This is a genomic window from Klebsiella sp. CTHL.F3a (assembly GCF_019890895.1).
Classification (GTDB): domain Bacteria; phylum Pseudomonadota; class Gammaproteobacteria; order Enterobacterales; family Enterobacteriaceae; genus Klebsiella; species Klebsiella grimontii.
In genome coordinates this window covers 2,635,070-2,659,072 of sequence record NZ_CP082360.1, presented here as the reverse complement: position 1 = coordinate 2,659,072, position 24,003 = coordinate 2,635,070, and the positions used below count along the sequence as shown (strand labels likewise).

The window sequence follows — 24,003 nt, the reverse complement described above, 5'->3', positions numbered from 1 at the left end:
TCACCGGGAAAACCCAAAACTTTAAACCGCTAACGCGCTGTTAGCGGTTTTTTTTTGCCCCTGGGCGGACTAACATACAGAAAACCGCAGCCACGAGGAGTTACCGATGAAACTGTTCTACAAATCCGGCGCTTGTTCTCTTGCTTCGCATATCGCGCTACGCGAGAGCGGCCTGGACTTCACCCTGCAGGGCGTTGACGTAATGAAAAAACGTCTCGAAAACGGGGATGATTATCTGCTGGTAAACCCGAAAGGTCAGGTGCCGGCGCTGCTGCTGGACGATGATATTTTGCTGACGGAAGGCGTGGCCATTATGCAATATATCGCCGATCGCGTGCCGGACCGCCAGCTGTTGGCACCGGTGGGAAGCATCGCCCGCTATCAAACGCTGGAGTGGCTAAACTACGTGGCGACGGAACTGCATAAAGGCTTTACCCCGCTGTTTCGCCCCGATACGCCGGAAGACTACAAACCTGTCGCCCGCGCGCTGCTGGATAAAAAAATGCAGTACGTGAATGAATGTCTGGAAGATAAAGAGTGGATTAACGGGCATCGTTTCACTATCGCCGATGGCTACCTGTTCACCGTGCTGCGCTGGGCGTACGCCGTGAAGCTGGATATGGCAGGCTATAGCAATATTGCAGTCTGGATGAAGCGCGTTGCCGCGCGTCCCGCTGTTGCCGCCGCCCTTGAGGCTGAAGGGCTGAAGTAACGCTGATGCTTGCCCGACGCCGGTCGGGCAAGTGGTTTACACGCGCCTTAAAGCTGCGTGGCGCTGAAGTAGTGCTCCGGCTGGGCAATGCGATCCTGAGCCGCCACGACCTGTAGCTCATACTCCTGCATATTTTTTGTCGCCAGCATGATTTCATACACCGCGGCGGTGACGTGCTCCAGCGCATCACGCAAACTCGCGCCCTGCAGCAGCTTAACCAACAGCAGCCCGCTGGTGACATCGCCGACGCCCACCGGCTGGCGCATGCCGAAATCCACCAGCGGACGGCTGATGTGCCAGGCTTCTTGACTGGTGACCAGCAGCATTTCAAAACGATCCATACTGAGCCCGGCGCGTGAGAGATGCTTCACCAGCACCACTTCCGGCCCCTGAGCAATCAACTCGCGCGCGGCTAAAACCGCTTCTTTAACGTTTGCCACCGGGTGCCCGCAGAGGATCTCCAGCTCAACCAGGTTTGGCGCAATAATATCGCTCGCCGGCAGCGCATAGCGCACGTGAAACTCCGCGACGCCAGGCGCCACGATGCAGCCCTTTTCAGGGTGGCCCATCACCGGGTCACAGAAAAATTTCGCGGCCGGGTTGGCGCTTTTCACCTGGCGCACGATGCCAAGAATATGTTCGCCCTGCTCCGCCGAACCCAGATATCCGCTTAATACCGCGTCGCAGCGCTGCAGCTGGTTAATGTCAGCAATCCCCTGAACAATCTCCGTTAAATGCGCCGGCGGCATGACGCAGCCGGTCCACTTTCCGTATTGGGTATGGTTGGAGAATTGTACGGTGTTAAGCGGCCAGACGTTGGCGCCAAGCCGGCGCATCGGAAATTCAGCGGCGCTGTTGCCCGCATGGCCAAACACAACGTGGGACTGGATGGCGAGGATATTCTTCATCTTGATTACCTGAGAGCAAAAAATAAGGGGCGCGGTTTCCCACGCCCCTGCCTTTACGCAATTACTTCCAGCAGACCAGACAGTAATTTTTCTTACCGCGGCGCAGTAAGGTATAGCGCCCGAAGAGACGGTCGGCATCGACAAATACGTATTCCGGGTCGGACTGTTTTTCGCCGTTAATGGTCACCGCGTTGGAGGCAATGGTTTTACGCGCCTGGCCGCGGGACGGCTGCAGGTCAGAATCCACCAGCGCCTGCATCAGATCGGCTCCCTTTTCCATTTCGATCATCGGCACGCCATCCTGCGCCAGCTGCTCAAAATCGGCTTCGCTCAGATCGCTCAGGTTACCGTTGAACAGGCTCTCGGTAATGCGTTTTGCCGCCACCAGTCCTTCTTCGCCGTGCACCAGACGGGTCACCTGCTCAGCCAGCACATACTGGGCGCGCGGTGCTTTACCGCTGTTTTTGTCTTCCTCTTCCAGGGCATTGATTTCGGTCATGTCCATAAAGGTGAAGAACTTCAGGAAGCGATAAACATCGGCATCCGCGGTGTTGATCCAGAACTGGTAGAACTTGTACGGACTCGTTTTCTTCGGATCCAGCCACACCGCGCCGCCTTCGGTTTTACCGAATTTCGTGCCGTCGGCTTTGGTGATCAGCGGAACGGTCAGGCCAAAGACCTGGTTCTGATGCAGACGACGGGTCAAGTCGATACCGGAGGTAATGTTGCCCCATTGGTCAGAACCGCCGATTTGTAGCGCCACGCCGTGCAGCTTGTTCAGGCAGGCAAAGTCGTACCCCTGCAGCAGGTTGTAGGAGAACTCGGTAAAAGAGATGCCCTGGTCGTCGCGGTTGAGACGCTGCTTCACCGCTTCTTTGTTGATCATCTGGTTTACAGAGAAGTGCTTGCCGATATCACGCAGAAAGGTCAGCACATTCATGCCGCCAAACCAGTCGTAGTTATTCGCGGCAATGGCCGAGTTATCCCCGCAATCAAAGTCGAGGAAAGGCGCGACCTGTTTGCGGATTTTATCCACCCACTCCTGCACGGTATCTTCAGTGTTCAGTTTACGCTCAGCGGCTTTAAAGCTCGGGTCGCCAATCAGCCCCGTCGCGCCGCCCACCAGCGCAACCGGCTTGTGGCCAGCCTGCTGGAAGCGTTTCAGGCATAACAATGGAACAAGATGCCCCAAGTGCAAGCTGTCGGCGGTAGGGTCGAAGCCGCAATAGAGCGCGATCGGGCCTTGCGCCAGTCGCTCTGCTAACGCTTCCTCGTCCGTCACCTGGGCTACCAGCCCCCGCTCCTGCAATTGTTTAATCAAGTTACTGCTTGCCATCAAATTCTCCATCTATAAACGACTGCACCTCTGCCGGTACACGACTTTTCGCCAGACGCGAAAAAAACATCTACGCAAAATTATTCAAGCTGCATCGCGGCGGCAAGCATGTAAAAGCCCAGGGAACTTACTCAGGTAAGCGACAGAGCCAGACAGGCGCGGCTAACAAAGATGCAGCTTGAAAAATGAAGCGTATAGAATAAAGCGCCGGGCCACGATGCACCAGCGCTTAACACAACATTTTTGCGTCCTTTATGGCGCCAGTCGGTCGATTTGCCAGCCGCCGTTTTGCCGCTGGTAGAGAAAACGATCGTGCAGACGGTGCTCGCCGCCCTGCCAGAACTCCATCTGCTCGATGCTGACGCGGAATCCGCCCCAGAAACTCGGCAGCGGAACTTCGCCCTGCTGGAACTTTTGCTTAAGCTCAAGGAACTTACTCTCAAGGATGCCGCGCGCCGAGATACGGCTGGACTGCTGCGACACCCAGGCGCCAATCTGGCTATCGCGCGGACGGCTGTGGAAATATTTCACCACTTCCAGCGTTGAAAGGCGTTCCGCTTTACCGATAACCATCACCTGGCGCTCCAGCATATGCCATGGGAAAAGCAGGCTAATGCGGGGATTTTTTTCAATCTGGTGGGCTTTGCGGCTGCCAAGGTTGGTGTAAAACACCAGACCTTTTTCATCGTAGTGCTTAAGCAAAACGATACGCTGGTAAGGCTGGGCGTTTTCATCAACGGTGGCGACGACCATCGCCGTTGGATCAGCGAGCTTCGCATCGCAGGCCTGACGCAGCCAGCGTTCAAATAGCGCCAGAGGTTCGGCTGGAAGGTCGTGGCGACGCAGGCCACCACGGGTGTACTCACGGCGCAGGTGCGCGATTTGCTGCAATTCGTCGTTATCAGACATGGCAATTGAGAAAATAATCAAAGGGTAGCGTCATTGTGCGCCCCCATGACCGAAATCTCAACGTTTGGCGGTTTGCAGCTGACAGTTTTCCAGCACAATGCGATCGCGTTTATAGACCGTGGCGCTATCGCCCTTCGACCAGAAGACGTAAACGCCGTCGGTATACCGCGCTCCGGACGCGGATAGCCCCTGCTGCAAGTTGAGCTGCTGGTTATCGTAGATAAAGCTGACCTGCTGGCGAGTATGATTAAGATGGACGGTTAACGGCTTCTGGTCGCACTGGTACTCCAGCGTGTCCGTATTCATCCGCTCGACAAACTGGTTGTAGTAGCTACAGCCCGCGAGCATAAAAGGTACCGCAAGAATAAGTATTTTTTTCATTAATTTGCCTTCGACTTTCCCGGTCCGGGAAGGCATAACGCCCTCCCTCAACGCTGTTCAGTTTACGAAGAAACCGCCGCGGGTGATTTCAGTTAACTCTGATTTTGCGGCGGATTTGCCGGGAAAATCGCGCCAAGCACGGAAGCCTGCGACGCGCCGGTTACCGAAGGGAGGTTGCCGGGTAATCCGGCAAGCGTCCGCCACGCCAGCCATGCGAATGCCAGCGCCTCCATATCATCCCCGCTGATCCCCGCCTCATCGGTGGTCGACACTTCCGTTCCCGGCAGCAGCGCCGCCAGACGCGCCATTAGCAGCGGATTGCGCGCGCCGCCGCCGCAGACCAGCAGGCGTTCACATCCCCCGCTGAGCAGCACCTGTTCACTGATGCTGACGGCGGTCAGTTCCGCAAGGGTGGTCTGCACGTCCTGGGCGCGAAGCCCCGGATAACGCGCCAGATGCTGCGATAGCCAGCCGTAGTTGAAGTATTCGCGACCGGTACTCTTCGGCGCCGGTAGCGCAAACCACGGATCGCTTAGCATATCCTGCAGCAGCGGCAGCACAACTTTACCCTCGCTGGCCCACTGCGCGTCCTTATCGAAGGGTTTGCCACACTGACGCCAGATCCACGCATCCATCAGCATGTTGCCGGGCCCGGTGTCGTAGCCGCGCACCGGTACCCCTGGCGCCAGCAGGGAGAGGTTGGCGATACCGCCAATATTAAGGACCATTCGACGCTCTACCGGATGCGCCAGCAGCGCGTGGTGGAACGCCGGAACCAGCGGCGCGCCCTGCCCGCCGAGCGCCATATCGCGACGACGAAAGTCGCCGACGACCGTCACGCCAGTACGCGCGGCAATCTGGTTATTGTCGCCAATCTGTAAGGTATGCGGCGCGTCGCCCGTAGGCTCATGCCAGACCGTTTGGCCATGGCAGCCGATGGCGATGATGTCCGCCGCCTGTAACTTTTCCTGCGCCATCAACGCCTGAACCGCATCGGCGAACAGCCGTCCCAGACGCGTATCAAGCCGTCCCAGCTGCGACAGCGTAAGCTGCTGTCCCTGGCAGATGGCCAGAATGTCTTCTTTAATAGCCAGGGGGATGGGATAGGTCAGGCTGGCCTGCTGGGCGACCAGATTTTCATTAATTGCTGCGAGGACAACATCAACACCATCAAGGCTGGTGCCGGACATTACGCCGATAAAGCGGCCTGATTTCATACGCTTTCCTTCATTCCATGACTCCGTATATCCCCACACTCCACCATAAACGAGGGGGCAATGCTATGCTGCTATAATACTTTTTAACAATACAAGCAGCGCTGCCGTTCTTAGGGTAAAGAACTTGTGTTTAGTTTAGGTTGAGACGACTCTGATTATTATTTTTTGTATAGTCACTGCATCTGCTATGCCAGCAGACGCTTAAATGCCATATAATTGGCTACAAGGAAGTTCAACAGAACGCTTCTTGGTGAACAGGAGATTCATAAATGATTTTACGTGTTTTGGCTGTCTCGATGATTGGTTTTACGCTTGCAGGCTGCGTCAGCAGCAGCGGTCTGTCCGGCGATGTTTACTCCGCATCCGAAGCCAAACAGGTCCAGAGCGTGACCTACGGCACTATTGTCCATACCCGCGCGGTGCAGATTCAGAGCGGAGATGACAGCAATGCTATTGGCGCCATCGGCGGCGCGGTACTCGGCGGCTTCCTGGGTAACACCATTGGCGGCGGAACGGGCCGCTCACTGGCAACGGCAGCAGGCGCTGTCGCCGGCGGCGTAGCCGGTCAGGGCGTACAGGGTGCGATGAACAAAACCCAGGGCGTTGAGCTGGAAATCCGCAAAGATGACGGTAACACTATTATGGTAGTGCAAAAGCAAGGCAGCACGCCGTTCTCCGTTGGCCAGCGCGTAGCTATTGCCGGCAGCGGCAGCCAGGTTACGGTATCCCCACGCTAAATCTAACCCCAGCGGCCCTGACGGGCCGCTTATTAATGCTATAGATATATCATTTACCAGTATCAATAAACGATATAAATAGATTTATAGGTTCCTGCCGCGCCTCCACTCTTTGCGCCCGCGCAATATTTTTCCTGCTGCCATCAAGTAATCTTCAATGAGTCATACTTAAATCATTTACGATACCTTCGTCGTTTACCCTCGCATTTTTCAGGGATATTGACTATGCGCGCTAATATAAAAAGCTTACCCCAACGGATATTTCTTTACGCTGCCGCGTGTACCCTTGCGGTTACCACGCTTAATTATCTCAGCGACTCGTTAATTCATCGTATACCTACAACATCATCCATGCTTTTTCCTGTGCTGACGATTTCGTTGATGACTTTTCATATTATGATTGCCTGTTTTATGGCAATGAAATATCTGTGCGATAAAAAACGACTGTACCTGGTTCCGATTATCTTCGCCTTTGCCTGCTCGGCTATGCTGATGCTGGGAACGATAGGCAGCTATCCCGACTGGTTGATTTGCGGACAGGGTCGCGCCATTAACCAAAATGACGCGCTGATTTTTTATTTTTTCCGCAACGTAATGATGGCCATTTTATTTATAACATCGATTGTATTATACCGTTTTCGCAACCTCACCCTTAGCTCAGGTAAAATTAACCGTACGGTACTGACAGGTTGCTTTATTTTTATTACCGCAGTGCTTATATTATCGTGGATTCATTCCAGCAATTCCCCGCTTTTTAGTATTGAATTCCTTGATAATCTGACCTACACTTTTACGCCACTGTGGCATAATCGTATTGGCTGGTTATTAATTATCATATGGTCTGTAACGCTGATTTTACTGATTAGCCTGACCCAATTGCGTAATATATTCTGGTACAGCGGGGCCTTTTTTTGTACCGCCTATATATTTACGTTAATGGTTCTGCTCGCAACGGCTGGTGACAGCAGTCACGCCTGGAGCCAGGCGCGATTCTTTGAAACGCTTAGCACCCTGTTTCTGATTTTAGTTCTGCTGTGCGATGTTTTTATGCTCTATCGTCAATCAAACGACAGATACATTCGCTCTTATCAAAACTCGATTCGCGATCCCCTGACCCGACAGTATAACCGCAGCTATTTCTATGAAACCCTGAATCAACGATTGTCGAAGGTTTCCGCTTCACAACCGCTGTCGGTGATCGTCTGCGACCTCGATCGCTTCAAGCGCATCAACGACACCTACGGTCACGTGCAGGGCGATAAGGTAATTCAATTTGCTGCCAGCGTGTTGCAGAACAACGTGCGCCAGGACGACGCTGCCGCGCGTATCGGCGGGGAAGAGTTTGCCCTACTGCTGGTCAATATCGGCGCAAAGGAAGCACTGGCTATCGCCGAACGCATCCGCCTCTCCGTCAGCGAGAAGCAGGAAGGATTACCCGAAAGAATGACTATCAGTATGGGGGTTTTCACGGCGCTGGATACGCGTGTTTCGGCAGAAGAGTGCGTTAAGCGTGCGGATACCGCGATGTACAAAGCGAAAAACAGCGGGCGTAACCGCGTAGTGGTCTGGCATGCATAGATAAAAAAGAGGCCTTGAGTCTTTCAAGGCCCCGTTAAAGTCAATCTTTTGCCTGGAGATCGAGGATGTTGTGTTCAAGTTTACGAATTAAATTAAGCAACGTTTCCACTTCTTCCCTGGAAACGCCAGCCAGAATCTCATCACGCGTTTTGCCAATAACCTCTTCCATTTCATTGATCAGAGGCTCGGCCTTTTCCGTAAGCTTGATACGTTTTGCCCGCCGATCGTTTGCACAGGTCTGGCGAGAAATAAGCCCTTTTTCCTCCAGCTGGTCGAGCGTGCGAACCAGCGACGGCTGCTCAATACCAATGGCCTTCGCCAGCTGAATCTGCGACTGTTCAGGCGGCAGCTGGTGAATGTTATGCAGCGTGACCCAGTGCGTCTGCGTTAACTCCAGAGGTTTCAGGCGATGGTCGATTAGCGCGCGCCAGACGCGTACCAAACGTGCCAGATCAGAACCAAGTGGCGATTCCAATTTCATCTCCTTATAATTAGCTTGCTAAGTTATTATACTGATTTTAGAATAGTGTGCAGCATTTAAATTACCAAAACAAATGAATTACCTGATTCACTAGAATCAGAACAATGATTTACAATGTGAATAATCGCATCACCTGAACATTCTTCCTGCAACGGCAAAGGATTTTTGCTTGTGAAACTGAGTCTTAACACTGCCGGATTGTCGCTCCAGGACCTGGTGTTCGGCGCTTCTGTCTATTTCCCTCCTGTCTTTAAAGCGGTTCTGCTGGGCTTTTTTATCTGGCTGATAGTCCATCGCCAGCTGCGGGACTGGATGTACGCAGGCGAGATCTGGCATCCCCTGTTAATGGACCTCTCCTTCTTTGCGCTCTCCGTCTGTTTGGCGCTGGTTTTACTGACTATCTGGTAATGTTCATTCCATGAAAAAACTAAAATACTTATCCACGCTGCTGGTTGCCGCACTGGCCATTATTGCCGCCTGGCTGGTCTGGAATTACTACACGCAATCCCCATGGACCCGCGACGGCAAGGTGCGCGCCGAACAGGTTGGCGTCACGCCGCAGGTTTCCGGCAGTATCCTGCAGCTAAACGTGCGCGATAACCAGCTGGTGAAGGCCGGAGACGTGCTGTTCAGAATCGACGACACGCCCTATAAAATTGCCCTGCTCAACGCCCGCGCGCAGCTCGCTAAAGCCAAAGCAGAAGTCGCCCGCGCGCAGGCGGAACAGAAAAAAGCCGCCAGCGATGCTAACCGCCGGCGTCATCTTTCCCAGAATTTCATCTCGGCAGAAGATTTAGAAAACGCCAATACCGCGCTGAATACTGCGACGACCAACCTCGAAGCCGCTAAGGCGGTGGTTGGCGTGGCGCAGGCCACGCTCGATCACGCCCAATGGCAGCTCACGCAGACGGAAATCAAAGCGCCGGTTGACGGTTGGGTCACCAATCTCTCGACCCGCGTTGGCGACTACGCCACCGTTGGCCACCCGGTTTTCGCCCTCGTCGACAGCCACTCCTTCTACGTGGTGGGTTATTTTGAAGAAACCAAACTGCGTCATATTCGTCCCGGCGATAGCGCGCAGATTATTCTTTATAGCAGCAAGCAAAAGTTACAGGGTCACGTTAGCAGCATCGGACGCGCGATAGTCGACCAGAGCGTGGAGAGCAGCGGCGGGCTGGTGGCCAATATTAAACCGAATATTCCCTGGGTCCGCCTTGCCCAACGTGTCCCGGTACGCATCGAGTTTGACCATTTGCCGCCGGATACCACTCTGGTCTCCGGTACCACTTGTACCGTTGCCATCGGCGCGCAGTAATGAAGCTACAGGCCCTGTCGTGGCGCGCGCTCCCGTGGATTAAGGCCAGCCGTCCGCAGTGGCGCTATGCCCTGCGCAACGGGATTGCCATGTGCCTGGCGCTGAGCATCGCCTACTGGCTGAATCTTGACGAGCCCTACTGGGCAATGACCTCCGCCGCGGTAGTCAGCTTTCCCACCGTCGGCGGCGTGATTAGCAAAAGCTTCGGGCGTATTGCCGGCAGTCTGCTCGGCGCCTGCGCGGCGCTGCTGCTGACCGGGCACACGCTCAACGATCCGTGGCTGTTTCTCTTCAGCATTTCAGCGTGGATAGCCCTCTGTACCTGGGCCTGCGCGATGTTCACCAATAATGTCGCCTACGCCTTCCAGCTCGCGGGCTATACCTGCGCGATCATCGCTTTTCCGGTTATCAATATCACTGACGCCAACGAACTGTGGACCATCGCCCAGTCGCGCGTCTGTGAGGTTATCGTCGGTATATTGTGCGGTGGGCTGATGATGATGATTCTACCGAGCACGTCCGATGGCGCTACGCTGCTGACGGCGCTGAAAAACATGCACGCGCGCCTGCTGGAACACGCCAGCCTGCTGTGGGTGCCGGAAACCACCGATGCGATCCGCACCGCTCACGAGAGCGTGATTGGGCAAATTCTGACCATGAATTTGCTGCGTATCCAGGCCTTCTGGAGCCACTATCGCTTTCGCCGGCAAAACCCGCTGCTGAACTATCTGCTGCATCAGCAACTGCGAATGACCAGCGTGATTTCGAGCCTGCGGCGGATGCTGCTTAACTGGCCCACCGCCCCCGCCCGCACCCGCGATATCCTCGAGTCACTGCTTAACGAATTAGCGCATACAAACGCCGATGCCTTGAGCGTCGCCCGCATTATCGCCCCGCTGGCGCCGCCCGCGGACGCTGATTACCGGCATATCGCCTTCTGGAAGCGTCTGCGCTACTTTTGTCGTCTCTACCTGGTGAGCAGCCGCTGGCTCATGCGCATCGAAAACGCCACCGCGGTGACTGAATTTAACGTGCCTTCTGCGCCAGCGCTGGCCCGCCATACCGACCAGGCCGAAGCCTTGTGGAACGGCGTTCGCACTTTCTGCGCGCTGGTAATGGTCGGCGCATGGGGAATTAGCACCCAGTGGCAGGCCTGCGCCGCGGCCCTGACCCTGGCGGCTATCTGCTGCGTCCTCTATTCGGTCTCTCCTTCACCGTTTAAGTCCTTAACGCTGTTGATGCGCACCCTGATCCTGCTTTCGCTCTTTAGCTTTGGGGTAAAGTTTGGCCTGATGGTGCAGATCACCGATTTATGGCAGTTTCTGCTGTTCCTGTTTCCCCTGCTGACGACCATGCAACTGCTGAAGCTACAGATGCCTAAGCTCGCCGGACTGTGGGGTCAGCTGATTGTCTTTATGGGGTCGTTTATTTCGGTCACCAACCCGCCGGTCTACGATTACGCATCGTTTCTTAACGATAATCTGGGAAAAATCATTGGCGTAGGCCTCGCCTGGCTGGCTTTTGCCATTATCAGCCCGGGTTCGGACGCGCGTAAAAGCCGCCGCCATATCCGTGCGTTACGGCGTCACTTTGTCGACCAGCTCAGCCGCCGCCCGCAGCACAGCGAGCACGAATTTGAATCGCTGGTTTACCACCATATTAGCCAGCTCAGCAATAGCCAGGATGCGCTGGCGCGCCGCTGGCTGCTGCGCTGGGGCGTGGTGTTGCTCAACTGTTCGCACGTGGTGTGGCAGCTACGCGAATGGGAAACCCGCTCCGACCCGCTGTCGCAGGTGCGTGATTTATGTATCAGCCTGCTGCGGGATGTGATGAGCGAGCGCGGGGTACAGCAGCGTCCGCTCGCCTCTACGCTCCAGGAGCTGCAGCGCATCTGCGACGCGCTTAACCACCACCACCAGCCGGCGGCCAAAGAGCTGGCGGCGGTAATCTGGCGGCTGTGGTGCGCGCTCTCCCAGCTGGAGCAGGCGCCTATTGCCGGAACGCTAACGGAAAGAACTACTTAATCACGCCGCAGGCGAACCGCTCGCCGCCGCCTCCAAGGAGCTGCGGGCTATCGGACATATTATCGCCCCCCACGTGAATCATCAGCGCCTTGCCTTTCACCTCATCCAGCGTTTTTAAACGCGGCGCCACCACCGGCTGGGTGGCTTTACCGTCGTTATTGACCACCAGGAATGGCAGATCGCCGAGATGCCCCGCGCCGTCAGGCCCCTCATGCTTTCCTGTTTTTTGCGGATCGTAGTGCCCACCGGCTGCGCCAGCGGCGACGGCTTTGCCCTCTTTAATCGCGGGCTGGCAGCTACCGTTGGCGTGAATATGGAAGCCGTGCTCGCCGGGAGGCAGCGCCTTCAGATCCGGCGTAAACTCCAGTCCTTTCGCGGTTTCGCTGATTTTAACGCTACCGATAGCCTGACCGACACTTTGGCTGGTAACAAGATTGATATCGACGCTTTCACTGGCCGCCTGCGCGCCTGCGCACGCGGCCAGGGTAAGTATGGCGAGAATACATCGTTGCATAACACCTCCTTAATGGCTCTATCGCTATTAAGTGTAGGCCATCGCTGAGGTGTCGGTGTTTACGGTACGTCGTAGCCTAGCGCCGCTTTACGAATGCGGAACCACTGCTGGCGGCTCATGTTTAGCCTTTCAGCAACCACCGCGGATCCCACGCGCTCGATTTTGCCTGAGCCGATGATCGGTAACGGCTGCGATGGCAGCCGCAGGATCCAGGCGTACACCACCTGCTCAATGCTCTCCGCATTCAGCTCCTGAGCAACGCGCACCAGCTCATCGCGCAGCGGCTGGAAGCTGTCGTCGTTAAACAAACGACCGCCGCCGAGGCAGGACCATGCCATCGGGCGAATACGCAGTTGCTGAAGCTGATCCAGCGTACCGTCAAGCAGCAGCGGCTGATGGACCGGAGAAATTTCCACCTGGTTGGTCGCCAGGGTAAATGGCAGGCGCGACTGCAGCAGGGTAAACTGGGCGGGGGTATAGTTCGATACGCCGAAGTGACGAACCTTGCCGCTATGGTGAAGGGCCAGGAAGGCTTCCGCCACTTCATCCGCATCCATCAGCGGGTCTGGACGATGGATCAGCAGCAGATCAAGATGGTCGGTTGCCAGATTACGCAGCGACTGTTCGGCGCTGAGAACGATATGGTCACGGTCGGTAATATAGTGGCCGATGGTGTTTTCCGCCCGCGCTTTAGTGGCTATCCCGCATTTGGTGACGATTTCCATCCGGCTGCGCAGATGCGGGGCCAGCTTTAGCGCGTCGCCAAACGCCGCCTCGCAGCGATAGTCGCCATAAATATCGGCGTGATCGATAGTGCTGACGCCCAGATCCAGGTGTTGCTCAATAAAGCTCACCAGCGCTTTAGCGGACATATTCCAGTCCATCAAACGCCAGTAACCCATCACAAAACGAGAAAATTCCGGCCCCTGCGGAGCCATAGCAATACGCTGAACCATAACAGCTTCCTCAACAAAAATGTGCCCTGAGTATACGCAATTTTAGGCTCAAAACAGTGAGGGTTGCTGCGGTTCTTCCGCACTATCCTGCTTAGCTGCGCGTAATTTGCGCAGTAGCCGCTGTCGGCACAAACGCAAAACATCCTGCTTTTGCGCATCGCTCATTTTCTGCCAGTTGAAACGCTCGTCGCGGCTACGCATACACCCCCGACAGTAGCCGCGTTCATCAGACTGACAAATCCCCCGGCACGGACTTTGCACCGGGAAGAACTCCAGTTGTTCAGCCACTTCGCCTCTCCTGCCGCTCATCTCTTTCTTTATTGAAGACGTTTCATTCGCCGTACGCAAATTTTGTTCATCGCCCTCTGCGCCAGGCGGCATTTTTAATTATGACTTGCATTAGACCAATCGGTCTATTACAGTAAGCGCTATGAACAAGCACAGTGAATGCAACACACGCGAACATATCCTGGCCACCGGCGAGCAGCTCTGCATGCATCGGGGATTTACCGGCATGGGGCTGAGTGAACTACTGAAAACAGCGGAAGTGCCAAAAGGCTCTTTCTATCACTATTTTCGCTCAAAAGAAGCCTTTGGCGTTGCGCTGCTCGAGCATCATTACGCCGGATACCTTCAGCGCCTGGTGGAGCATTTTGACCACGGTCAGGGAAACTACCGCGACCGACTTTTGGCCTATTATCAGCATACGCTGACGCAATTTTGCCAGCAGGGCATTATTAGCGGCTGTCTGACGGTGAAGCTGTCGGCTGAGGTCTGCGATCTGTCGGAAGATATGCGCGCCGCGATGGATAAAGGCGCCAGCCAAATCATTATTCTGCTGGGCGATGCGCTGGAGAAAGGCCGTCAGGAAGGCAGCCTTGAGTTTGACGGCGACGCGTTCACCCTTTCCCAGGTGCTCTACTCCCTGTGGCTGGGGGCAAATCTGCAGGCCAAGATTACGCGTAGCGCAACGCCGCTGGAAAGCGCCCTTGCCCACGCTAAAAATATTATTGCTGCGCCTGGCGTTTAACAGGCGTTTTTATTTCATCAGTTTCAAGACGACCGGTCTACTCAGGAGTCATTATGTCAGAATCAAAGTTGTTTACCCCGTTGAAAGTGGGTGCGGTAACCGTACCCAACCGCGTATTTATGGCTCCGCTGACGCGTCTGCGCAGCATTGAACCGGGCGATATCCCTACCCCGTTAATGGGCGAATATTACCGTCAGCGCGCAAGCTCTGGCCTGATTATTTCCGAAGCCACCCAGATTTCCGCTCAGGCTAAAGGCTACGCGGGCGCACCGGGTCTGCACAGCCCAGAACAGATTGCAGCGTGGAAAAAAATCACCGCCGGCGTACACGCCGAAAACGGGCGTATTGCCGTACAGCTGTGGCACACCGGGCGTATTTCGCACAGCAGCATCCAGCCTGGCGGCGCCGCCCCGGTGGCACCGTCGGCCATAAGCGCGGGTACCCGTACCTCGCTGCGCGATGAAAACGGCCATGCTATTCGCGTCGACACCTCAATGCCGCGCGCGCTCAACACCGATGAGATCCCGGGGATTGTTGATGATTTCCGTCAGGCGGTAGGCAACGCCCGCGATGCCGGTTTTGACCTTGTCGAACTGCACTCCGCGCACGGCTACCTGCTGCACCAGTTCCTTTCCCCGTCTTCCAACCACCGTACTGACCAGTATGGCGGCAGCGTGGAAAACCGCGCGCGCCTGGTGCTGGAAGTAGTTGATGCGGCGAGTAAAGAGTGGAGCGCCGACCGTATCGGTATTCGCGTTTCGCCTATTGGCAGCTTCCAGAACGTCGATAATGGTCCAAATGAAGAGGCCGATGCGCTCTATCTGATTGAAGAGCTGGCCAAACGCGGTATCGCTTACCTGCACATGTCCGAGCCGGACTGGGCCGGCGGTCAGCCGTATAGCGATGAGTTCCGTCAGAAAGTACGCGACCGTTTTCCCGGCGCCATTATCGGCGCTGGCGCCTACACGGTCGAAAAGGCAAACGATCTGATCGGTAAAGGCCTCATCGATGCCGTGGCCTTTGGTCGCGACTACATTGCCAACCCGGATCTGGTCGCGCGCCTGCAGAAAAAGGCCGCGCTGAATCCACAGCGTCCGGAAAGCTTCTACGGCGGCGGCGCGGAAGGCTATACCGATTACCCGACCCTGTAATCCCTCCATTGATAGCGGCGGGTTATCGCCGCTATACTCAACGCTCTGCTGTATCAACATAAACTGCATAGGGGACATTATGCGCTTACTTCACACCATGCTGCGCGTTGGCGACCTGCAACGTTCGATTGAGTTTTACACCAACGTACTGGGCATGAAACTGCTGCGCACCAGCGAAAACACGGAGTATAAATACTCGCTGGCATTCGTGGGTTACGGCGAAGAGAGCGATACCGCCGTGATTGAGCTGACCTACAACTGGGGCGTTGATAAGTACGATCTCGGTAGCGCTTATGGCCATATCGCGCTGAGTGTTGAAAACGCGGCCGAAGCCTGCGAGCGTATTCGCCAGAACGGCGGCAACGTGACGCGTGAAGCCGGCCCGGTCAAAGGCGGTACCACCGTCATCGCCTTCGTCGAAGATCCGGATGGTTATAAAATCGAACTGATCGAAGAGAAAGACGCCGGTAAGGGTCTCGGCAATTAATCTGCTCGGGCACCCGCGGTGCCCGCTGTTTTATCCCCCCGCCTGCTGCAAGGCGCGGCAAAATTTGCCATAATGCGCGCTACTTTTTTCCAGCTAAGAGAATCTGATGTCCGAGAACGTTCAACTTAATGGTCTGTGCGACCGTTTTCGCGGTTTTTATCCTGTGGTAATCGATGTTGAAACCGCTGGGTTTAATGCCAAAACCGACGCCCTGCTGGAGATCGCCGCTATTACGTTGAAAATGGATGAGGAAGGCTGGCTGATGCCGGACGAAACGCTGCATTTTCATGTTGAACCTTTTGAGGGCGCCAACCTGCAGCCCGAAGCCCTGGCTTTTAACGGTATTAACCCCAACGACCCCGAGCGCGGCGCGGTAAGCGAATACGATGCGCTGCACGCGATTTTCAAAATGGTCCGTAAAGGGATGAAAGATAGCGACTGCAGCCGCGCGATCATGGTTGCGCATAACGCCACGTTCGATCACGGTTTTACCATGGCGGCGGCAGAGCGCGCGGGGCTGAAACGTAATCCGTTCCACCCGTTCGTCACCTTCGATACCGCGGCCCTGAGCGGCCTGGCGCTGGGTCAAACGGTGCTGTCGAAAGCCTGTATTGCCGCAGGAATGGCGTTTGATGGTACCCAGGCGCACTCCGCGCTATACGATACCGAACAAACCGCCCAGCTGTTCTGCGAAATCGTCAACCGCTGGAAGCGGCTCGGCGGTTGGCCATTGCCGATGGCCGAAGAATAAACGATAAAAAAAGCGACTTCATCGGAAGTCGCTTTTTTATTAGCAGCAGAATTACTCCGCTTTCGGCTCGTCAGTTTTGTACTTAGCGGCCGTTTCTTTAATCAGCTGCTGCAGTTCGCCGCGCTGATACATTTCAATCACGATGTCACAGCCGCCGACCAGTTCGCCGTCCACCCACAGCTGCGGGAAGGTTGGCCAGTTAGCGTATTTCGGCAGCTCTGCGCGGATGTCCGGGTTTTGCAGGATATCGACGTAGGCAAAACGTTCGCCACAGGCGGACAGTGCCTGCACGGCCTGTGCGGAGAAACCGCAGCTTGGCAGTTTCGGTGACCCTTTCATGTACAGCAGGATCGGGTTTTCAGCGATTTGATGTTGGATTTTTTCTAAAGTCGTGCTCATTGTCGTGCTTCCTCAAACTTCTCTACGGCAGTAATTTGTCATTGTAGCGTCCTGAACGCAGGACCGATAATAACATTTTTTTCACTTGCCACATTTTATCTTCTGTAGGCCAAAGTTGCCTCAAAAATATCATTTTATTGCTATACGCGGCAACGCGTTGCGTGCTTTTCATGCGCCGGAGGCGCTGACGGAAGCATTTTTTTGCAAATGTTAACCAAACGAGACTTTAGATACAAAAGAGTAGTAACTCTCCACGATTTTATGCTTTAGAATCGATGCGGTTTGTCATTCATCGTCAGGCATCTGTATATGTCTGTAATTTAATCAGGGGAGTGCTCAGTGGCGCGTCTTAACAAAATCGCGATTTCGCTCTGTGCATTACTTTTTACATCTATTTCACTGACGCCGCTGGCGCATGCTTCCGGGCATACGCACGCTTCGGCCACGCCAAAAGCGCATCCGGCCAAGGGCACGACCGCAGAGCGTAAGAAAAAAGCAGTCAATTCCAAAAGTAAAACTACCGCCAAAACCCCCAGCAAGAAAACGTCAACCGCCAGCCGTAGCAAATCAGCCGCGTCACGCCAGACCGCCAGCGTCACCAAAAAATGCGTCCTGCGCAAAGGCTATAAAAAACTGTGCGCCAGCTCGACAAGGTCGATAGCAGAAAGCAAGATGGCAACGGCGAGCGTGCAGAAAAAGTGCGTGGTGCGTAAAGGCTATAAAACTCGCTGCAAACCCATCGCCGATGAGCCGCAGCTGACTATCGCCGATGCGCATAAGGCGCGGGTACAAAAAGCGCAAAGCACCGCGATGTCAAAGCTGATGGATCAGATTGGTAAACCCTATCGCTGGGGCGGTACTTCCCCGCGCACCGGGTTTGATTGTAGCGGTCTGGTCTATTATGCCTATAAAGACCTGGTTAAAATCCATATTCCACGCACCGCCAATGAGATGTATCACCTGCGCGACGCCCGTCCGGTGGATCGCGGTGAGCTACAAAGCGGGGATCTCGTCTTTTTCCGTACCCGCGGGCGCGGGACTGCCGATCACGTCGGCGTTTACGTGGGCAACGGCAAATTTATCCAGTCTCCGCGCACCGGCCGCGATATTCAGATCACCTCATTAAGCGACGATTACTGGGTACGTCACTACGTCGGCGCGCGTCGCGTTATGACGCCGAAAACCATTCGCTAAATATGCCTTGCCGCTTCAGCGGCAGGGTAACGCTCTCTTTTGCCACATCTTTTAATTTGCTACTATTACCCTGCGCAATACATGGTTATTGCGCGTACAAACTATAAAAAGGAGAGTAGCAATGTCGTTCGAATTACCTGCATTACCATATGCAAAAGACGCCCTGGCGCCGCACATTTCCGCAGAAACCCTGGAATACCATTACGGTAAACACCACCAGGCCTACGTCACCAACCTGAATAACCTGATCAAAGGCACCGCGTTTGAAGGGAAAACCCTGGAAGAGATCGTGCGTTCTTCCGATGGCGGCGTCTTCAACAACGCCGCGCAGGTCTGGAACCACACCTTCTACTGGAACTGCCTCGCGCCAAACGCTGGCGGCGAACCGCAAGGCGAACTGGCGGCGGCTATCGCTAAATCATTCGGCAGCTTCGCTGATTTCAAAGCCAAATTCACCGACGCGGCGGCAAAAAACTTCGGCGCAGGCTGGACCTGGCTGGTGAAAAACGCCGATGGTAGCCTGGCCATTGTCTCCACTAGCAACGCGGGTACGCCGCTGACCAGCGACGCCACTCCGCTGCTGACCGTGGATGTCTGGGAACACGCTTATTACATCGACTACCGGAACGCTCGTCCGAACTATCTGGAACACTTCTGGGCGCTGGTAAACTGGAAGTTTGTTGCCGCTAACCTGGCACCATAAAAGCAAACCGCAGAAGCCATACGGCTTCTGCGGTTCTTATCTCACTTCTCGCGATCTTAACGGTTAGCGAACGCCTCTTCCGGCTGCGTCCGACCGCTGAACAGCACCAGCAGCAGCGCAACGCCCGCGATAATCGCCCCCATCACCGGGACAAACGTATAGCCCAGGCCGCCGCTAATGACCGCGCCTCCCGCCGCCGCTCCCAACGCGTTTCCAAGGTTGAAAGCCCCGATATTGACCGACGACGACAGCCCCGGCGCTTCGTGAGCCACGCGCATCACTCGCATCTGCAAAGGCGGCACCACCGCAAAGGTCGCCGCGCCCCAGACAACCATACTGATAGCGGCGCCCACCTGCGATTGCGCCAGCAGCGGGATCGCCAGCATGATAACCATCAGCAGCAGCAGAAACCCCTTCAGCGTCCCGGAAACGGAGCGGTCAGCAAATTTACCGCCAAGGTAGTTGCCCAGCGAAAAGCCCACGCCGATCAGCACCAGCATCGCGGTGACAAACAGCGGAGAGGCGTTGGTAATGGTATGCAGAACCGGGGAAATATAGGTATAGAGCGTAAACATCGCCCCCGCCCCCAGCACGGTAGTCAGCAGCGCAGACAGCACCTGCGGACGCATCAGCACCGAAAGCTCCTGCTTCACGTTTGGGCGCTCGCCGACGCTGCCCTTCGGTAAGGAAAACCACAGGCCGATTATTGCCACCACGCCCAGCCCCGCCGTTGCAAGGAATGACATTCGCCAGCCGATGGTTTCGCCCAGCCAGGTTGCTGCGGGTACGCCGCCGATGTTGGCGATCGTCAGCCCCATAAACATCGTCGCCACCGCGCTGGCCTGCTTATGTTTTGGCACTACGCTTGCCGCCACCACCGAGCCCAGGCCAAAGAAAGCGCCGTGGTTAAGGCTGGTAATGATCCGCGACAGCAGCAGCGTGGTGTAATCCGGCGCAATGGAAGAGAGCACGTTGCCAAGGGTAAAAATCGCCATCAGGAAAATCAGCGCATTTCTGCGCGCGCGGTGGGAGAGCAGCAGCGTCATCAGCGGCGCGCCGACCATTACCCCGATGGCATAGGCGCTAATCAGCATTCCCGCCGCCGGAATCGAAACGTCCACGCCTTTAGCGATTACCGGTAATAGCCCCATCGGGGAGAATTCGGTCGTGCCGATGCCAAAGGCACCAATCGCCAGCGCGAGCAGGGGAAAGTTGATTTTCATGCAGGGACTCCATCAGGCCGCCTTCCGCGACGGCATTTCATCAGAAGTCAAAAGCATGACATCAATCACAGAAAAACAAAAGTGAACGAAATGGCAAAAGATTTTTGCGAAAATGATAATAATAGGTGGAGCAAAGGGAGAGCGGCCCCTCCCTTATCGCAGAACTAGTGCAGTACTGCGGTCAAACCTGCGGCAACAATCAAACCCAAAACAATAATCGTTGTTGTCAGCGAAAACTTTAAATTTGTATCCATCAATTTTTCCCCCTGATTATCCCCACATGAAAAGTGAGCTTGCTCATTTTTACACAGAATAGCGTAAAAATCTTCCGAGATTTAGAGTGATGCACATTTTTGCTCTTCCCCTTTGCCCCAAGATCGGACAAAATCCCACGCTAATTTGAAAGCGTATCGGCCATTGACCCCTTCCTGTCGTTCTGTGTCGTTTTCCCGACGTGATGCCATGCTCAATTTTGGCGTCAGGGTGTGTACAGGCAAACGTTTACGTACCGATAAACAGACGATCAGGTCAAGGTCTGGAGTGAGAAGTAATGGCAACTATTAAAGATGTAGCGAAGCGCGCAAACGTTTCCACTACAACAGTGTCACATGTGATTAACAAAACCCGATTCGTTGCGGAAGAGACGCGCAATGCGGTGTGGGCGGCAATAAAAGAACTGCATTACTCCCCCAGCGCCGTTGCCCGCAGCCTGAAGGTCAATCACACCAAGTCTATTGGTCTGCTGGCGACCAGCAGCGAAGCGGCCTATTTCGCTGAGATTATCGAAGCCGTCGAGAAAAGCTGCTTCCAGAAGGGCTACACCCTGATCCTCGGTAACGCATGGAACGACCCGGAGAAACAGCGCGCCTATCTGTCAATGATGGCGCAGAAACGCGTAGACGGCCTGCTGGTGATGTGTTCTGAGTATCCGGAATCGGTGTTAAGCATGCTGGAAGAGTATCGCCATATCCCGATGGTGGTGATGGACTGGGGCGAGGCAAAAGCCGACTTCACCGACTCGGTCGTCGATAACGCCTTCGAGGGCGGCTATATCGCCGGACGCTACCTGGTTGAGCGCGGCCATCGCGACATCGGCGTGATCCCCGGCCCGCTGGAGCGTAACACCGGCGCAGGCCGGCTGGCGGGTTTTATGAAAGCGATGGAAGAGGCGCAGATTAACGTCCCGGAGAACTGGATTGTGCAGGGTGATTTCGAGCCGGAATCCGGCTACCGCGCCATGCAGCAAATTCTCGCCCAGCATCCTCGCCCAACGGCCATCTTCTGCGGCGGGGATATTATGGCAATGGGCGCCATCTGCGCGGCGGATGAAATGGGCCTGCGCGTGCCGCAGGATATTTCACTGATCGGTTATGATAACGTGCGCAACGCTCGCTACTTTAGCCCGGCGCTGACCACTATTCATCAGCCTAAAGACTCTCTTGGCGAAGCGGCCTTTAATATGCTGCTGGACCGTATCGTCAATAAGCGTGAAGTCTCGCAGTCGATTGAAGTCCATCCGCGTCTGGTCGAGCGCCGTTCCGTGGCCGACGGTCCGTTTGTCGATTACCGCCGTTAGCGCTGCTTGCGGGGTCGGTTATTCCGGCGCCCGCAGCCACTCCCGATTTAGCGTTTCGCTATCGCCAAGATAATCCAGTAACCAGAGCAGCGCCGGCGAAGCGTCGCTTTGCTGCCACGTCAGGCAGCATGCGGCATCCGGGAAGGGGTTCTCCAGCTCCAGCGCCGTCCATTCACCGCTATCCAGCCACGGACGCGCTAAATGCCCGGGCACCATACCGACGCACAGTCCGGCGGAGAGGCAGGTTTCAGAAGCATCCCAGTCCGGCACGACGACCCTCTTCTGGTTATCGAGCAGCCACGTGGTCCGCTTTGGCAGCGAGCGTGACGTATCCTCTCTGACCAGCGACGGCCAGTTGCGCAACACGTCATCGCTCAAAGGCCCCGCCATTTTTGCCAGCGGATGGTGGCTCGCAACGACGCAGTCCCAGCTCAGCATCCCCATATCGCGGAAGGCGTAGCGTCCCCCTACCGGAATTGAGCGCGTCGCGCCGATGGCTAACTCCACGCGACCGTCGGCGAGCGCATCCCAGACGCCGTTGAACACTTCCTGAAAGACGATCAGCTCGACGTCATCAAAATGGCGATAAAAATCAACGATCATCTGCCGCATACGCGTGGGTTTAACGATGTTATCAACCGCGATAGAAAGCTGCCCGCGCCAGCCGTTGGCGATCTGCTGGCACTGCTGGCGGGTGATCTGCATTTTTTTGATAACAGATCGCCCTTCCTGTAAAAACCAGACGCCGGCCGGCGTTAATTCCACATCCCGATGGCGGCGTTCGAACAGCGGCACCGCCAGCCACTCCTCCAGCTGACGTACGGTATAGCTGACGGCCGAGGGTACGCGGTGCAGTTCCTGGGCGGCGGCGCTAAAGCTGCCGTTGCGGGCGACAGCATCGACAACCTCAAGCGAGTATTCAGACCACATTTTCTGCCTACAAAATTTTTGAACTCATCTGACAAATATTAGCGTTTCACAAGCCTTAATGCACTCCCTACACTCTGCGCCATCGTACCTGCACAATAAAAAGAGAACGTTATGCAACAACCTGGGAAAGGATTTTTAGTCTGGCTGGCTGGCCTCAGCGTACTGGGCTTTCTGGCCACCGATATGTATCTTCCGGCTTTCGCCGCCATGCAACAGGATCTGAATACTTCCGCCGCCTCGGTCAGCGCCAGCCTGAGCCTGTTCCTGGCGGGCTTTGCGCTTGGGCAGCTCTTCTGGGGCCCCATTTCCGATCGCTACGGCCGTAAGCCGGTGCTGCTGAGCGGCCTGGCTATCTTTGCTGTCGGCTGCCTGGGGATGCTGTGGGTGCGCGATGCCGGCCTGATGCTGGCGCTGCGCTTTATCCAGGCTCTGGGGGTTTGCGCCGCCGCGGTGACCTGGCAGGCGATGGTAACCGATTATTACCCCGCGCAAAGAACCAACCGCATTTTCGCCGCCATTATGCCGCTGGTTGGTTTATCGCCGGCGCTGGCACCGCTGCTTGGCAGCTGGCTGCTGGTTCACTTCGAATGGCAGGCCATTTTTGCCGTTCTGTTCGCCATTACCCTACTGCTGATGCTGCCGGCCCTGCGCCTGAAGCCGGCGAATAAACCGATCGTCAGCGCCCAGAAGAAGCTCACCTTCCTCGCCCTGCTGCGCTCGCGGGAATATAGCGGTAACGTGCTGATCTATGCCGCCTGTTCCGCCAGCTTTTTCGCCTGGCTCACGGGCTCGCCGTTTATTCTCCATGAAATGGGCTACGGCCCGACCGTTATTGGCCTGAGCTATGTTCCACAGACTATCGCGTTTCTGGTGGGCGGTTACGGCTGCCGCGCGGCGCTGCAAAAATGGCAGGGGCAGCAAATTCTTCCCTGGCTGCTGGCGATTTTTGCCGTCAGCGTCGCCGCCACCTGGCTGGTTGGCCTGCGGGAGAACGCGACGCTTATTGGGCTGATGATTCCGTTCTGCGCCATGGCGGTGGTGAACGGCGGTATTTATCCGATCGTCGTCTCGCAGGCCCTGAAGCCATTCCCGCAGGCGACCGGGCGTGCTGCGGCGCTGCAAAACACTCTGCAGCTTGGTCTCTGTTTCCTGACCAGCCTGCTGGTTTCTACGCTGATTGCCACGCCGCTGCAAACGACCACCAGCGTGATGCTGGTCTCCATCGTGCTGGCCGGCATAGGCTACCGCATGCAGTATAAAGCCGCGCATCCTGCAACAGAATCGTCACATGCGTAAGCTATTCTGCTGATAGTTATAGAATTCAGTAGTTAGCTTGCTAAGATATTTTTGTTGAAAGCCTGTTTTTAGCGGCCTATACTGGATCCAGCATCACATAAATAGAAAGATTAATTGATTAAACGGGAGCAGGATGCATCCCGTTTCCCCATGGAAGGCCTTTCGGCAAGGGTTACCTCCCTTCCTCTGTTCTAC

The 24,003-nt window shown here is 55.6% G+C and carries 27 protein-coding genes; 14 read left to right on the top strand and 13 right to left on the bottom strand.

The window, feature by feature from the left end; translation table 11 throughout:
* Positions 1-106: 106 nt before the first annotated feature.
* Entirely contained in the window at positions 107-712 is a 606-nt protein-coding gene (gstA, locus tag K7H21_RS12505; RefSeq protein WP_049114135.1) for a glutathione transferase GstA, read from the top strand.
* A 47-nt stretch (positions 713-759) separates the two neighbouring features.
* On the opposite strand, the gene pdxY is transcribed toward gstA, so the two are convergent.
* The 5 genes from pdxY to anmK form a co-directional block, all read right to left on the bottom strand.
* Positions 760-1,620 carry a pyridoxal kinase PdxY gene (gene pdxY, locus K7H21_RS12500; RefSeq protein ID WP_049114137.1) on the bottom strand — a complete coding sequence of 287 codons (861 nt, stop codon included), beginning with the start codon at positions 1,618-1,620 and terminating at the stop codon, positions 760-762.
* Positions 1,621-1,681: 61 nt separating this feature from the next.
* Positions 1,682-2,956 carry a tyrosine--tRNA ligase gene (tyrS, locus tag K7H21_RS12495; protein WP_004119522.1) on the bottom strand — a complete coding sequence of 425 codons (1,275 nt, stop codon included), beginning with the start codon at positions 2,954-2,956 and terminating at the stop codon, positions 1,682-1,684.
* 252 nt (positions 2,957-3,208) lie between these two features.
* Complete coding sequence (gene pdxH / locus K7H21_RS12490; RefSeq protein ID WP_004119519.1) at positions 3,209-3,865, bottom strand: pyridoxamine 5'-phosphate oxidase; 657 nt, start codon at positions 3,863-3,865, stop codon at positions 3,209-3,211.
* Positions 3,866-3,922: 57 nt separating this feature from the next.
* Positions 3,923-4,246 carry a C-type lysozyme inhibitor gene (gene mliC, locus K7H21_RS12485; protein ID WP_014229593.1) on the bottom strand — a complete coding sequence of 108 codons (324 nt, stop codon included), beginning with the start codon at positions 4,244-4,246 and terminating at the stop codon, positions 3,923-3,925.
* Positions 4,247-4,338: 92 nt separating this feature from the next.
* Entirely contained in the window at positions 4,339-5,463 is a 1,125-nt protein-coding gene (gene anmK / locus K7H21_RS12480; RefSeq protein WP_004119512.1) for an anhydro-N-acetylmuramic acid kinase, read from the bottom strand.
* A gap of 269 nt (positions 5,464-5,732) precedes the next feature.
* On the opposite strand from anmK, the gene slyB reads away from it, so the two are divergent.
* Together slyB and K7H21_RS12470 are read left to right on the top strand one after the other, a co-directional pair.
* Complete coding sequence (gene slyB, locus K7H21_RS12475; RefSeq protein ID WP_002907749.1) at positions 5,733-6,200, top strand: outer membrane lipoprotein SlyB; 468 nt, start codon at positions 5,733-5,735, stop codon at positions 6,198-6,200.
* Between the two features lie 225 nt (positions 6,201-6,425).
* Positions 6,426-7,778 (top strand): sensor domain-containing diguanylate cyclase, encoded by a 1,353-nt coding sequence (locus tag K7H21_RS12470; RefSeq protein WP_223035826.1) that lies wholly within the window; start codon positions 6,426-6,428, stop codon positions 7,776-7,778.
* A gap of 40 nt (positions 7,779-7,818) precedes the next feature.
* Here the strand turns inward: K7H21_RS12470 and slyA are convergent, their stop codons facing one another.
* Positions 7,819-8,259: a transcriptional regulator SlyA gene (gene slyA / locus K7H21_RS12465; protein WP_029669661.1), complete on the bottom strand. Its 441-nt coding sequence runs from the start codon at positions 8,257-8,259 to the stop codon at positions 7,819-7,821.
* Positions 8,260-8,430: 171 nt separating this feature from the next.
* On the opposite strand from slyA, the gene K7H21_RS12460 reads away from it, so the two are divergent.
* Genes K7H21_RS12460 through K7H21_RS12450 form a run of 3 tightly spaced genes read left to right on the top strand, consistent with a single transcriptional unit; the run spans position 8,431 to position 11,598 of the window.
* Positions 8,431-8,667 carry a DUF1656 domain-containing protein gene (locus K7H21_RS12460; RefSeq protein ID WP_004119481.1) on the top strand — a complete coding sequence of 79 codons (237 nt, stop codon included), beginning with the start codon at positions 8,431-8,433 and terminating at the stop codon, positions 8,665-8,667.
* A gap of 10 nt (positions 8,668-8,677) precedes the next feature.
* A complete protein-coding gene (locus K7H21_RS12455; protein ID WP_004119479.1) occupies positions 8,678-9,574 on the top strand; it encodes an efflux RND transporter periplasmic adaptor subunit in 897 nt (298 codons plus the stop codon).
* Positions 9,574-11,598 carry an FUSC family protein gene (locus K7H21_RS12450; RefSeq protein WP_223035825.1) on the top strand — a complete coding sequence of 675 codons (2,025 nt, stop codon included), beginning with the start codon at positions 9,574-9,576 and terminating at the stop codon, positions 11,596-11,598. Before K7H21_RS12455 ends, K7H21_RS12450 begins: the two co-directional genes overlap by 1 nt.
* Here K7H21_RS12450 and sodC read toward each other — a convergent pair.
* From sodC to K7H21_RS12435, 3 genes are read right to left on the bottom strand one after another with little or no spacing between them, the layout of a single operon-like run.
* On the bottom strand, positions 11,591-12,112 hold the full coding sequence (gene sodC / locus K7H21_RS12445) for a superoxide dismutase [Cu-Zn] SodC (RefSeq protein ID WP_223035824.1): 522 nt from the start codon (positions 12,110-12,112) through the stop codon (positions 11,591-11,593). The genes K7H21_RS12450 and sodC overlap by 8 nt on opposite strands.
* Before the next feature lie 59 nt (positions 12,113-12,171).
* Positions 12,172-13,068, bottom strand: coding sequence for an aldo/keto reductase (locus K7H21_RS12440; protein ID WP_223035823.1), 897 nt, complete (start codon positions 13,066-13,068; stop codon positions 12,172-12,174).
* 48 nt (positions 13,069-13,116) lie between these two features.
* Entirely contained in the window at positions 13,117-13,377 is a 261-nt protein-coding gene (locus K7H21_RS12435; RefSeq protein WP_162140793.1) for a DUF1289 domain-containing protein, read from the bottom strand.
* Positions 13,378-13,498: 121 nt separating this feature from the next.
* On the opposite strand from K7H21_RS12435, the gene K7H21_RS12430 reads away from it, so the two are divergent.
* The 4 genes from K7H21_RS12430 to rnt all read left to right on the top strand — a co-directional run bounded on the left by K7H21_RS12430 (position 13,499) and on the right by rnt (position 16,487).
* Positions 13,499-14,098 (top strand): TetR/AcrR family transcriptional regulator, encoded by a 600-nt coding sequence (locus K7H21_RS12430; protein ID WP_004119473.1) that lies wholly within the window; start codon positions 13,499-13,501, stop codon positions 14,096-14,098.
* Between the two features lie 53 nt (positions 14,099-14,151).
* On the top strand, positions 14,152-15,249 hold the full coding sequence (nemA, locus tag K7H21_RS12425) for an alkene reductase (protein WP_087828204.1): 1,098 nt from the start codon (positions 14,152-14,154) through the stop codon (positions 15,247-15,249).
* 79 nt (positions 15,250-15,328) lie between these two features.
* Complete coding sequence (gloA, locus tag K7H21_RS12420; protein ID WP_004119471.1) at positions 15,329-15,736, top strand: lactoylglutathione lyase; 408 nt, start codon at positions 15,329-15,331, stop codon at positions 15,734-15,736.
* A 106-nt stretch (positions 15,737-15,842) separates the two neighbouring features.
* Positions 15,843-16,487, top strand: a complete 645-nt coding sequence (rnt, locus tag K7H21_RS12415; protein ID WP_004119470.1) for a ribonuclease T — start codon at positions 15,843-15,845, stop codon at positions 16,485-16,487.
* A 51-nt stretch (positions 16,488-16,538) separates the two neighbouring features.
* Here the strand turns inward: rnt and grxD are convergent, their stop codons facing one another.
* Entirely contained in the window at positions 16,539-16,886 is a 348-nt protein-coding gene (grxD, locus tag K7H21_RS12410; protein WP_004119469.1) for a monothiol glutaredoxin 4, read from the bottom strand.
* 339 nt (positions 16,887-17,225) lie between these two features.
* Between grxD and K7H21_RS12405 the strand changes: the two genes are divergently transcribed.
* Together K7H21_RS12405 and sodB are read left to right on the top strand one after the other, a co-directional pair.
* Positions 17,226-18,080, top strand: coding sequence for a C40 family peptidase (locus tag K7H21_RS12405; protein WP_004119468.1), 855 nt, complete (start codon positions 17,226-17,228; stop codon positions 18,078-18,080).
* Between the two features lie 121 nt (positions 18,081-18,201).
* Positions 18,202-18,783, top strand: coding sequence for a superoxide dismutase [Fe] (gene sodB / locus K7H21_RS12400; protein ID WP_223035822.1), 582 nt, complete (start codon positions 18,202-18,204; stop codon positions 18,781-18,783).
* A gap of 56 nt (positions 18,784-18,839) precedes the next feature.
* Here the strand turns inward: sodB and K7H21_RS12395 are convergent, their stop codons facing one another.
* The gene (locus K7H21_RS12395; protein WP_139528801.1) at positions 18,840-20,006 is read right to left on the bottom strand and encodes an MFS transporter; all 1,167 of its coding nucleotides are present in this window, start codon (positions 20,004-20,006) and stop codon (positions 18,840-18,842) included.
* A gap of 164 nt (positions 20,007-20,170) precedes the next feature.
* On the bottom strand, positions 20,171-20,260 hold the full coding sequence (gene cydH / locus K7H21_RS12390; protein ID WP_049082851.1) for a cytochrome bd-I oxidase subunit CydH: 90 nt from the start codon (positions 20,258-20,260) through the stop codon (positions 20,171-20,173).
* Between the two features lie 296 nt (positions 20,261-20,556).
* Here cydH and purR point away from each other — a divergent pair, with 296 nt between their 5' ends.
* Positions 20,557-21,582, top strand: coding sequence for an HTH-type transcriptional repressor PurR (gene purR, locus K7H21_RS12385; RefSeq protein ID WP_004119465.1), 1,026 nt, complete (start codon positions 20,557-20,559; stop codon positions 21,580-21,582).
* Between the two features lie 18 nt (positions 21,583-21,600).
* Here the strand turns inward: purR and punR are convergent, their stop codons facing one another.
* A complete protein-coding gene (punR, locus tag K7H21_RS12380) occupies positions 21,601-22,512 on the bottom strand; it encodes a DNA-binding transcriptional activator PunR (protein ID WP_004119464.1) in 912 nt (303 codons plus the stop codon).
* A gap of 111 nt (positions 22,513-22,623) precedes the next feature.
* On the opposite strand from punR, the gene punC reads away from it, so the two are divergent.
* Positions 22,624-23,808: a purine nucleoside transporter PunC gene (gene punC, locus K7H21_RS12375; protein ID WP_223035821.1), complete on the top strand. Its 1,185-nt coding sequence runs from the start codon at positions 22,624-22,626 to the stop codon at positions 23,806-23,808.
* Positions 23,809-24,003 lie beyond the last annotated feature (195 nt).

Coding starts and splice junctions, on each gene's coding strand:
- gstA (WP_049114135.1), top strand. CDS start 107: ATGAAACTGTTCTACAAATCCGGCGCTTGTTCTCTTGCTTCGCATATC.
- pdxY (WP_049114137.1), bottom strand. CDS start 1,620: ATGAAGAATATCCTCGCCATCCAGTCCCACGTTGTGTTTGGCCATGCG.
- tyrS (WP_004119522.1), bottom strand. CDS start 2,956: ATGGCAAGCAGTAACTTGATTAAACAATTGCAGGAGCGGGGGCTGGTA.
- pdxH (WP_004119519.1), bottom strand. CDS start 3,865: ATGTCTGATAACGACGAATTGCAGCAAATCGCGCACCTGCGCCGTGAG.
- mliC (WP_014229593.1), bottom strand. CDS start 4,246: ATGAAAAAAATACTTATTCTTGCGGTACCTTTTATGCTCGCGGGCTGT.
- anmK (WP_004119512.1), bottom strand. CDS start 5,463: ATGAAATCAGGCCGCTTTATCGGCGTAATGTCCGGCACCAGCCTTGAT.
- slyB (WP_002907749.1), top strand. CDS start 5,733: ATGATTTTACGTGTTTTGGCTGTCTCGATGATTGGTTTTACGCTTGCA.
- K7H21_RS12470 (WP_223035826.1), top strand. CDS start 6,426: ATGCGCGCTAATATAAAAAGCTTACCCCAACGGATATTTCTTTACGCT.
- slyA (WP_029669661.1), bottom strand. CDS start 8,259: ATGAAATTGGAATCGCCACTTGGTTCTGATCTGGCACGTTTGGTACGC.
- K7H21_RS12455 (WP_004119479.1), top strand. CDS start 8,678: ATGAAAAAACTAAAATACTTATCCACGCTGCTGGTTGCCGCACTGGCC.
- K7H21_RS12450 (WP_223035825.1), top strand. CDS start 9,574: ATGAAGCTACAGGCCCTGTCGTGGCGCGCGCTCCCGTGGATTAAGGCC.
- sodC (WP_223035824.1), bottom strand. CDS start 12,112: ATGCAACGATGTATTCTCGCCATACTTACCCTGGCCGCGTGCGCAGGC.
- K7H21_RS12440 (WP_223035823.1), bottom strand. CDS start 13,068: ATGGTTCAGCGTATTGCTATGGCTCCGCAGGGGCCGGAATTTTCTCGT.
- K7H21_RS12435 (WP_162140793.1), bottom strand. CDS start 13,377: ATGAGCGGCAGGAGAGGCGAAGTGGCTGAACAACTGGAGTTCTTCCCG.
- K7H21_RS12430 (WP_004119473.1), top strand. CDS start 13,499: ATGAACAAGCACAGTGAATGCAACACACGCGAACATATCCTGGCCACC.
- nemA (WP_087828204.1), top strand. CDS start 14,152: ATGTCAGAATCAAAGTTGTTTACCCCGTTGAAAGTGGGTGCGGTAACC.
- gloA (WP_004119471.1), top strand. CDS start 15,329: ATGCGCTTACTTCACACCATGCTGCGCGTTGGCGACCTGCAACGTTCG.
- rnt (WP_004119470.1), top strand. CDS start 15,843: ATGTCCGAGAACGTTCAACTTAATGGTCTGTGCGACCGTTTTCGCGGT.
- grxD (WP_004119469.1), bottom strand. CDS start 16,886: ATGAGCACGACTTTAGAAAAAATCCAACATCAAATCGCTGAAAACCCG.
- sodB (WP_223035822.1), top strand. CDS start 18,202: ATGTCGTTCGAATTACCTGCATTACCATATGCAAAAGACGCCCTGGCG.
- K7H21_RS12395 (WP_139528801.1), bottom strand. CDS start 20,006: ATGAAAATCAACTTTCCCCTGCTCGCGCTGGCGATTGGTGCCTTTGGC.
- cydH (WP_049082851.1), bottom strand. CDS start 20,260: ATGGATACAAATTTAAAGTTTTCGCTGACAACAACGATTATTGTTTTG.
- purR (WP_004119465.1), top strand. CDS start 20,557: ATGGCAACTATTAAAGATGTAGCGAAGCGCGCAAACGTTTCCACTACA.
- punR (WP_004119464.1), bottom strand. CDS start 22,512: ATGTGGTCTGAATACTCGCTTGAGGTTGTCGATGCTGTCGCCCGCAAC.
- punC (WP_223035821.1), top strand. CDS start 22,624: ATGCAACAACCTGGGAAAGGATTTTTAGTCTGGCTGGCTGGCCTCAGC.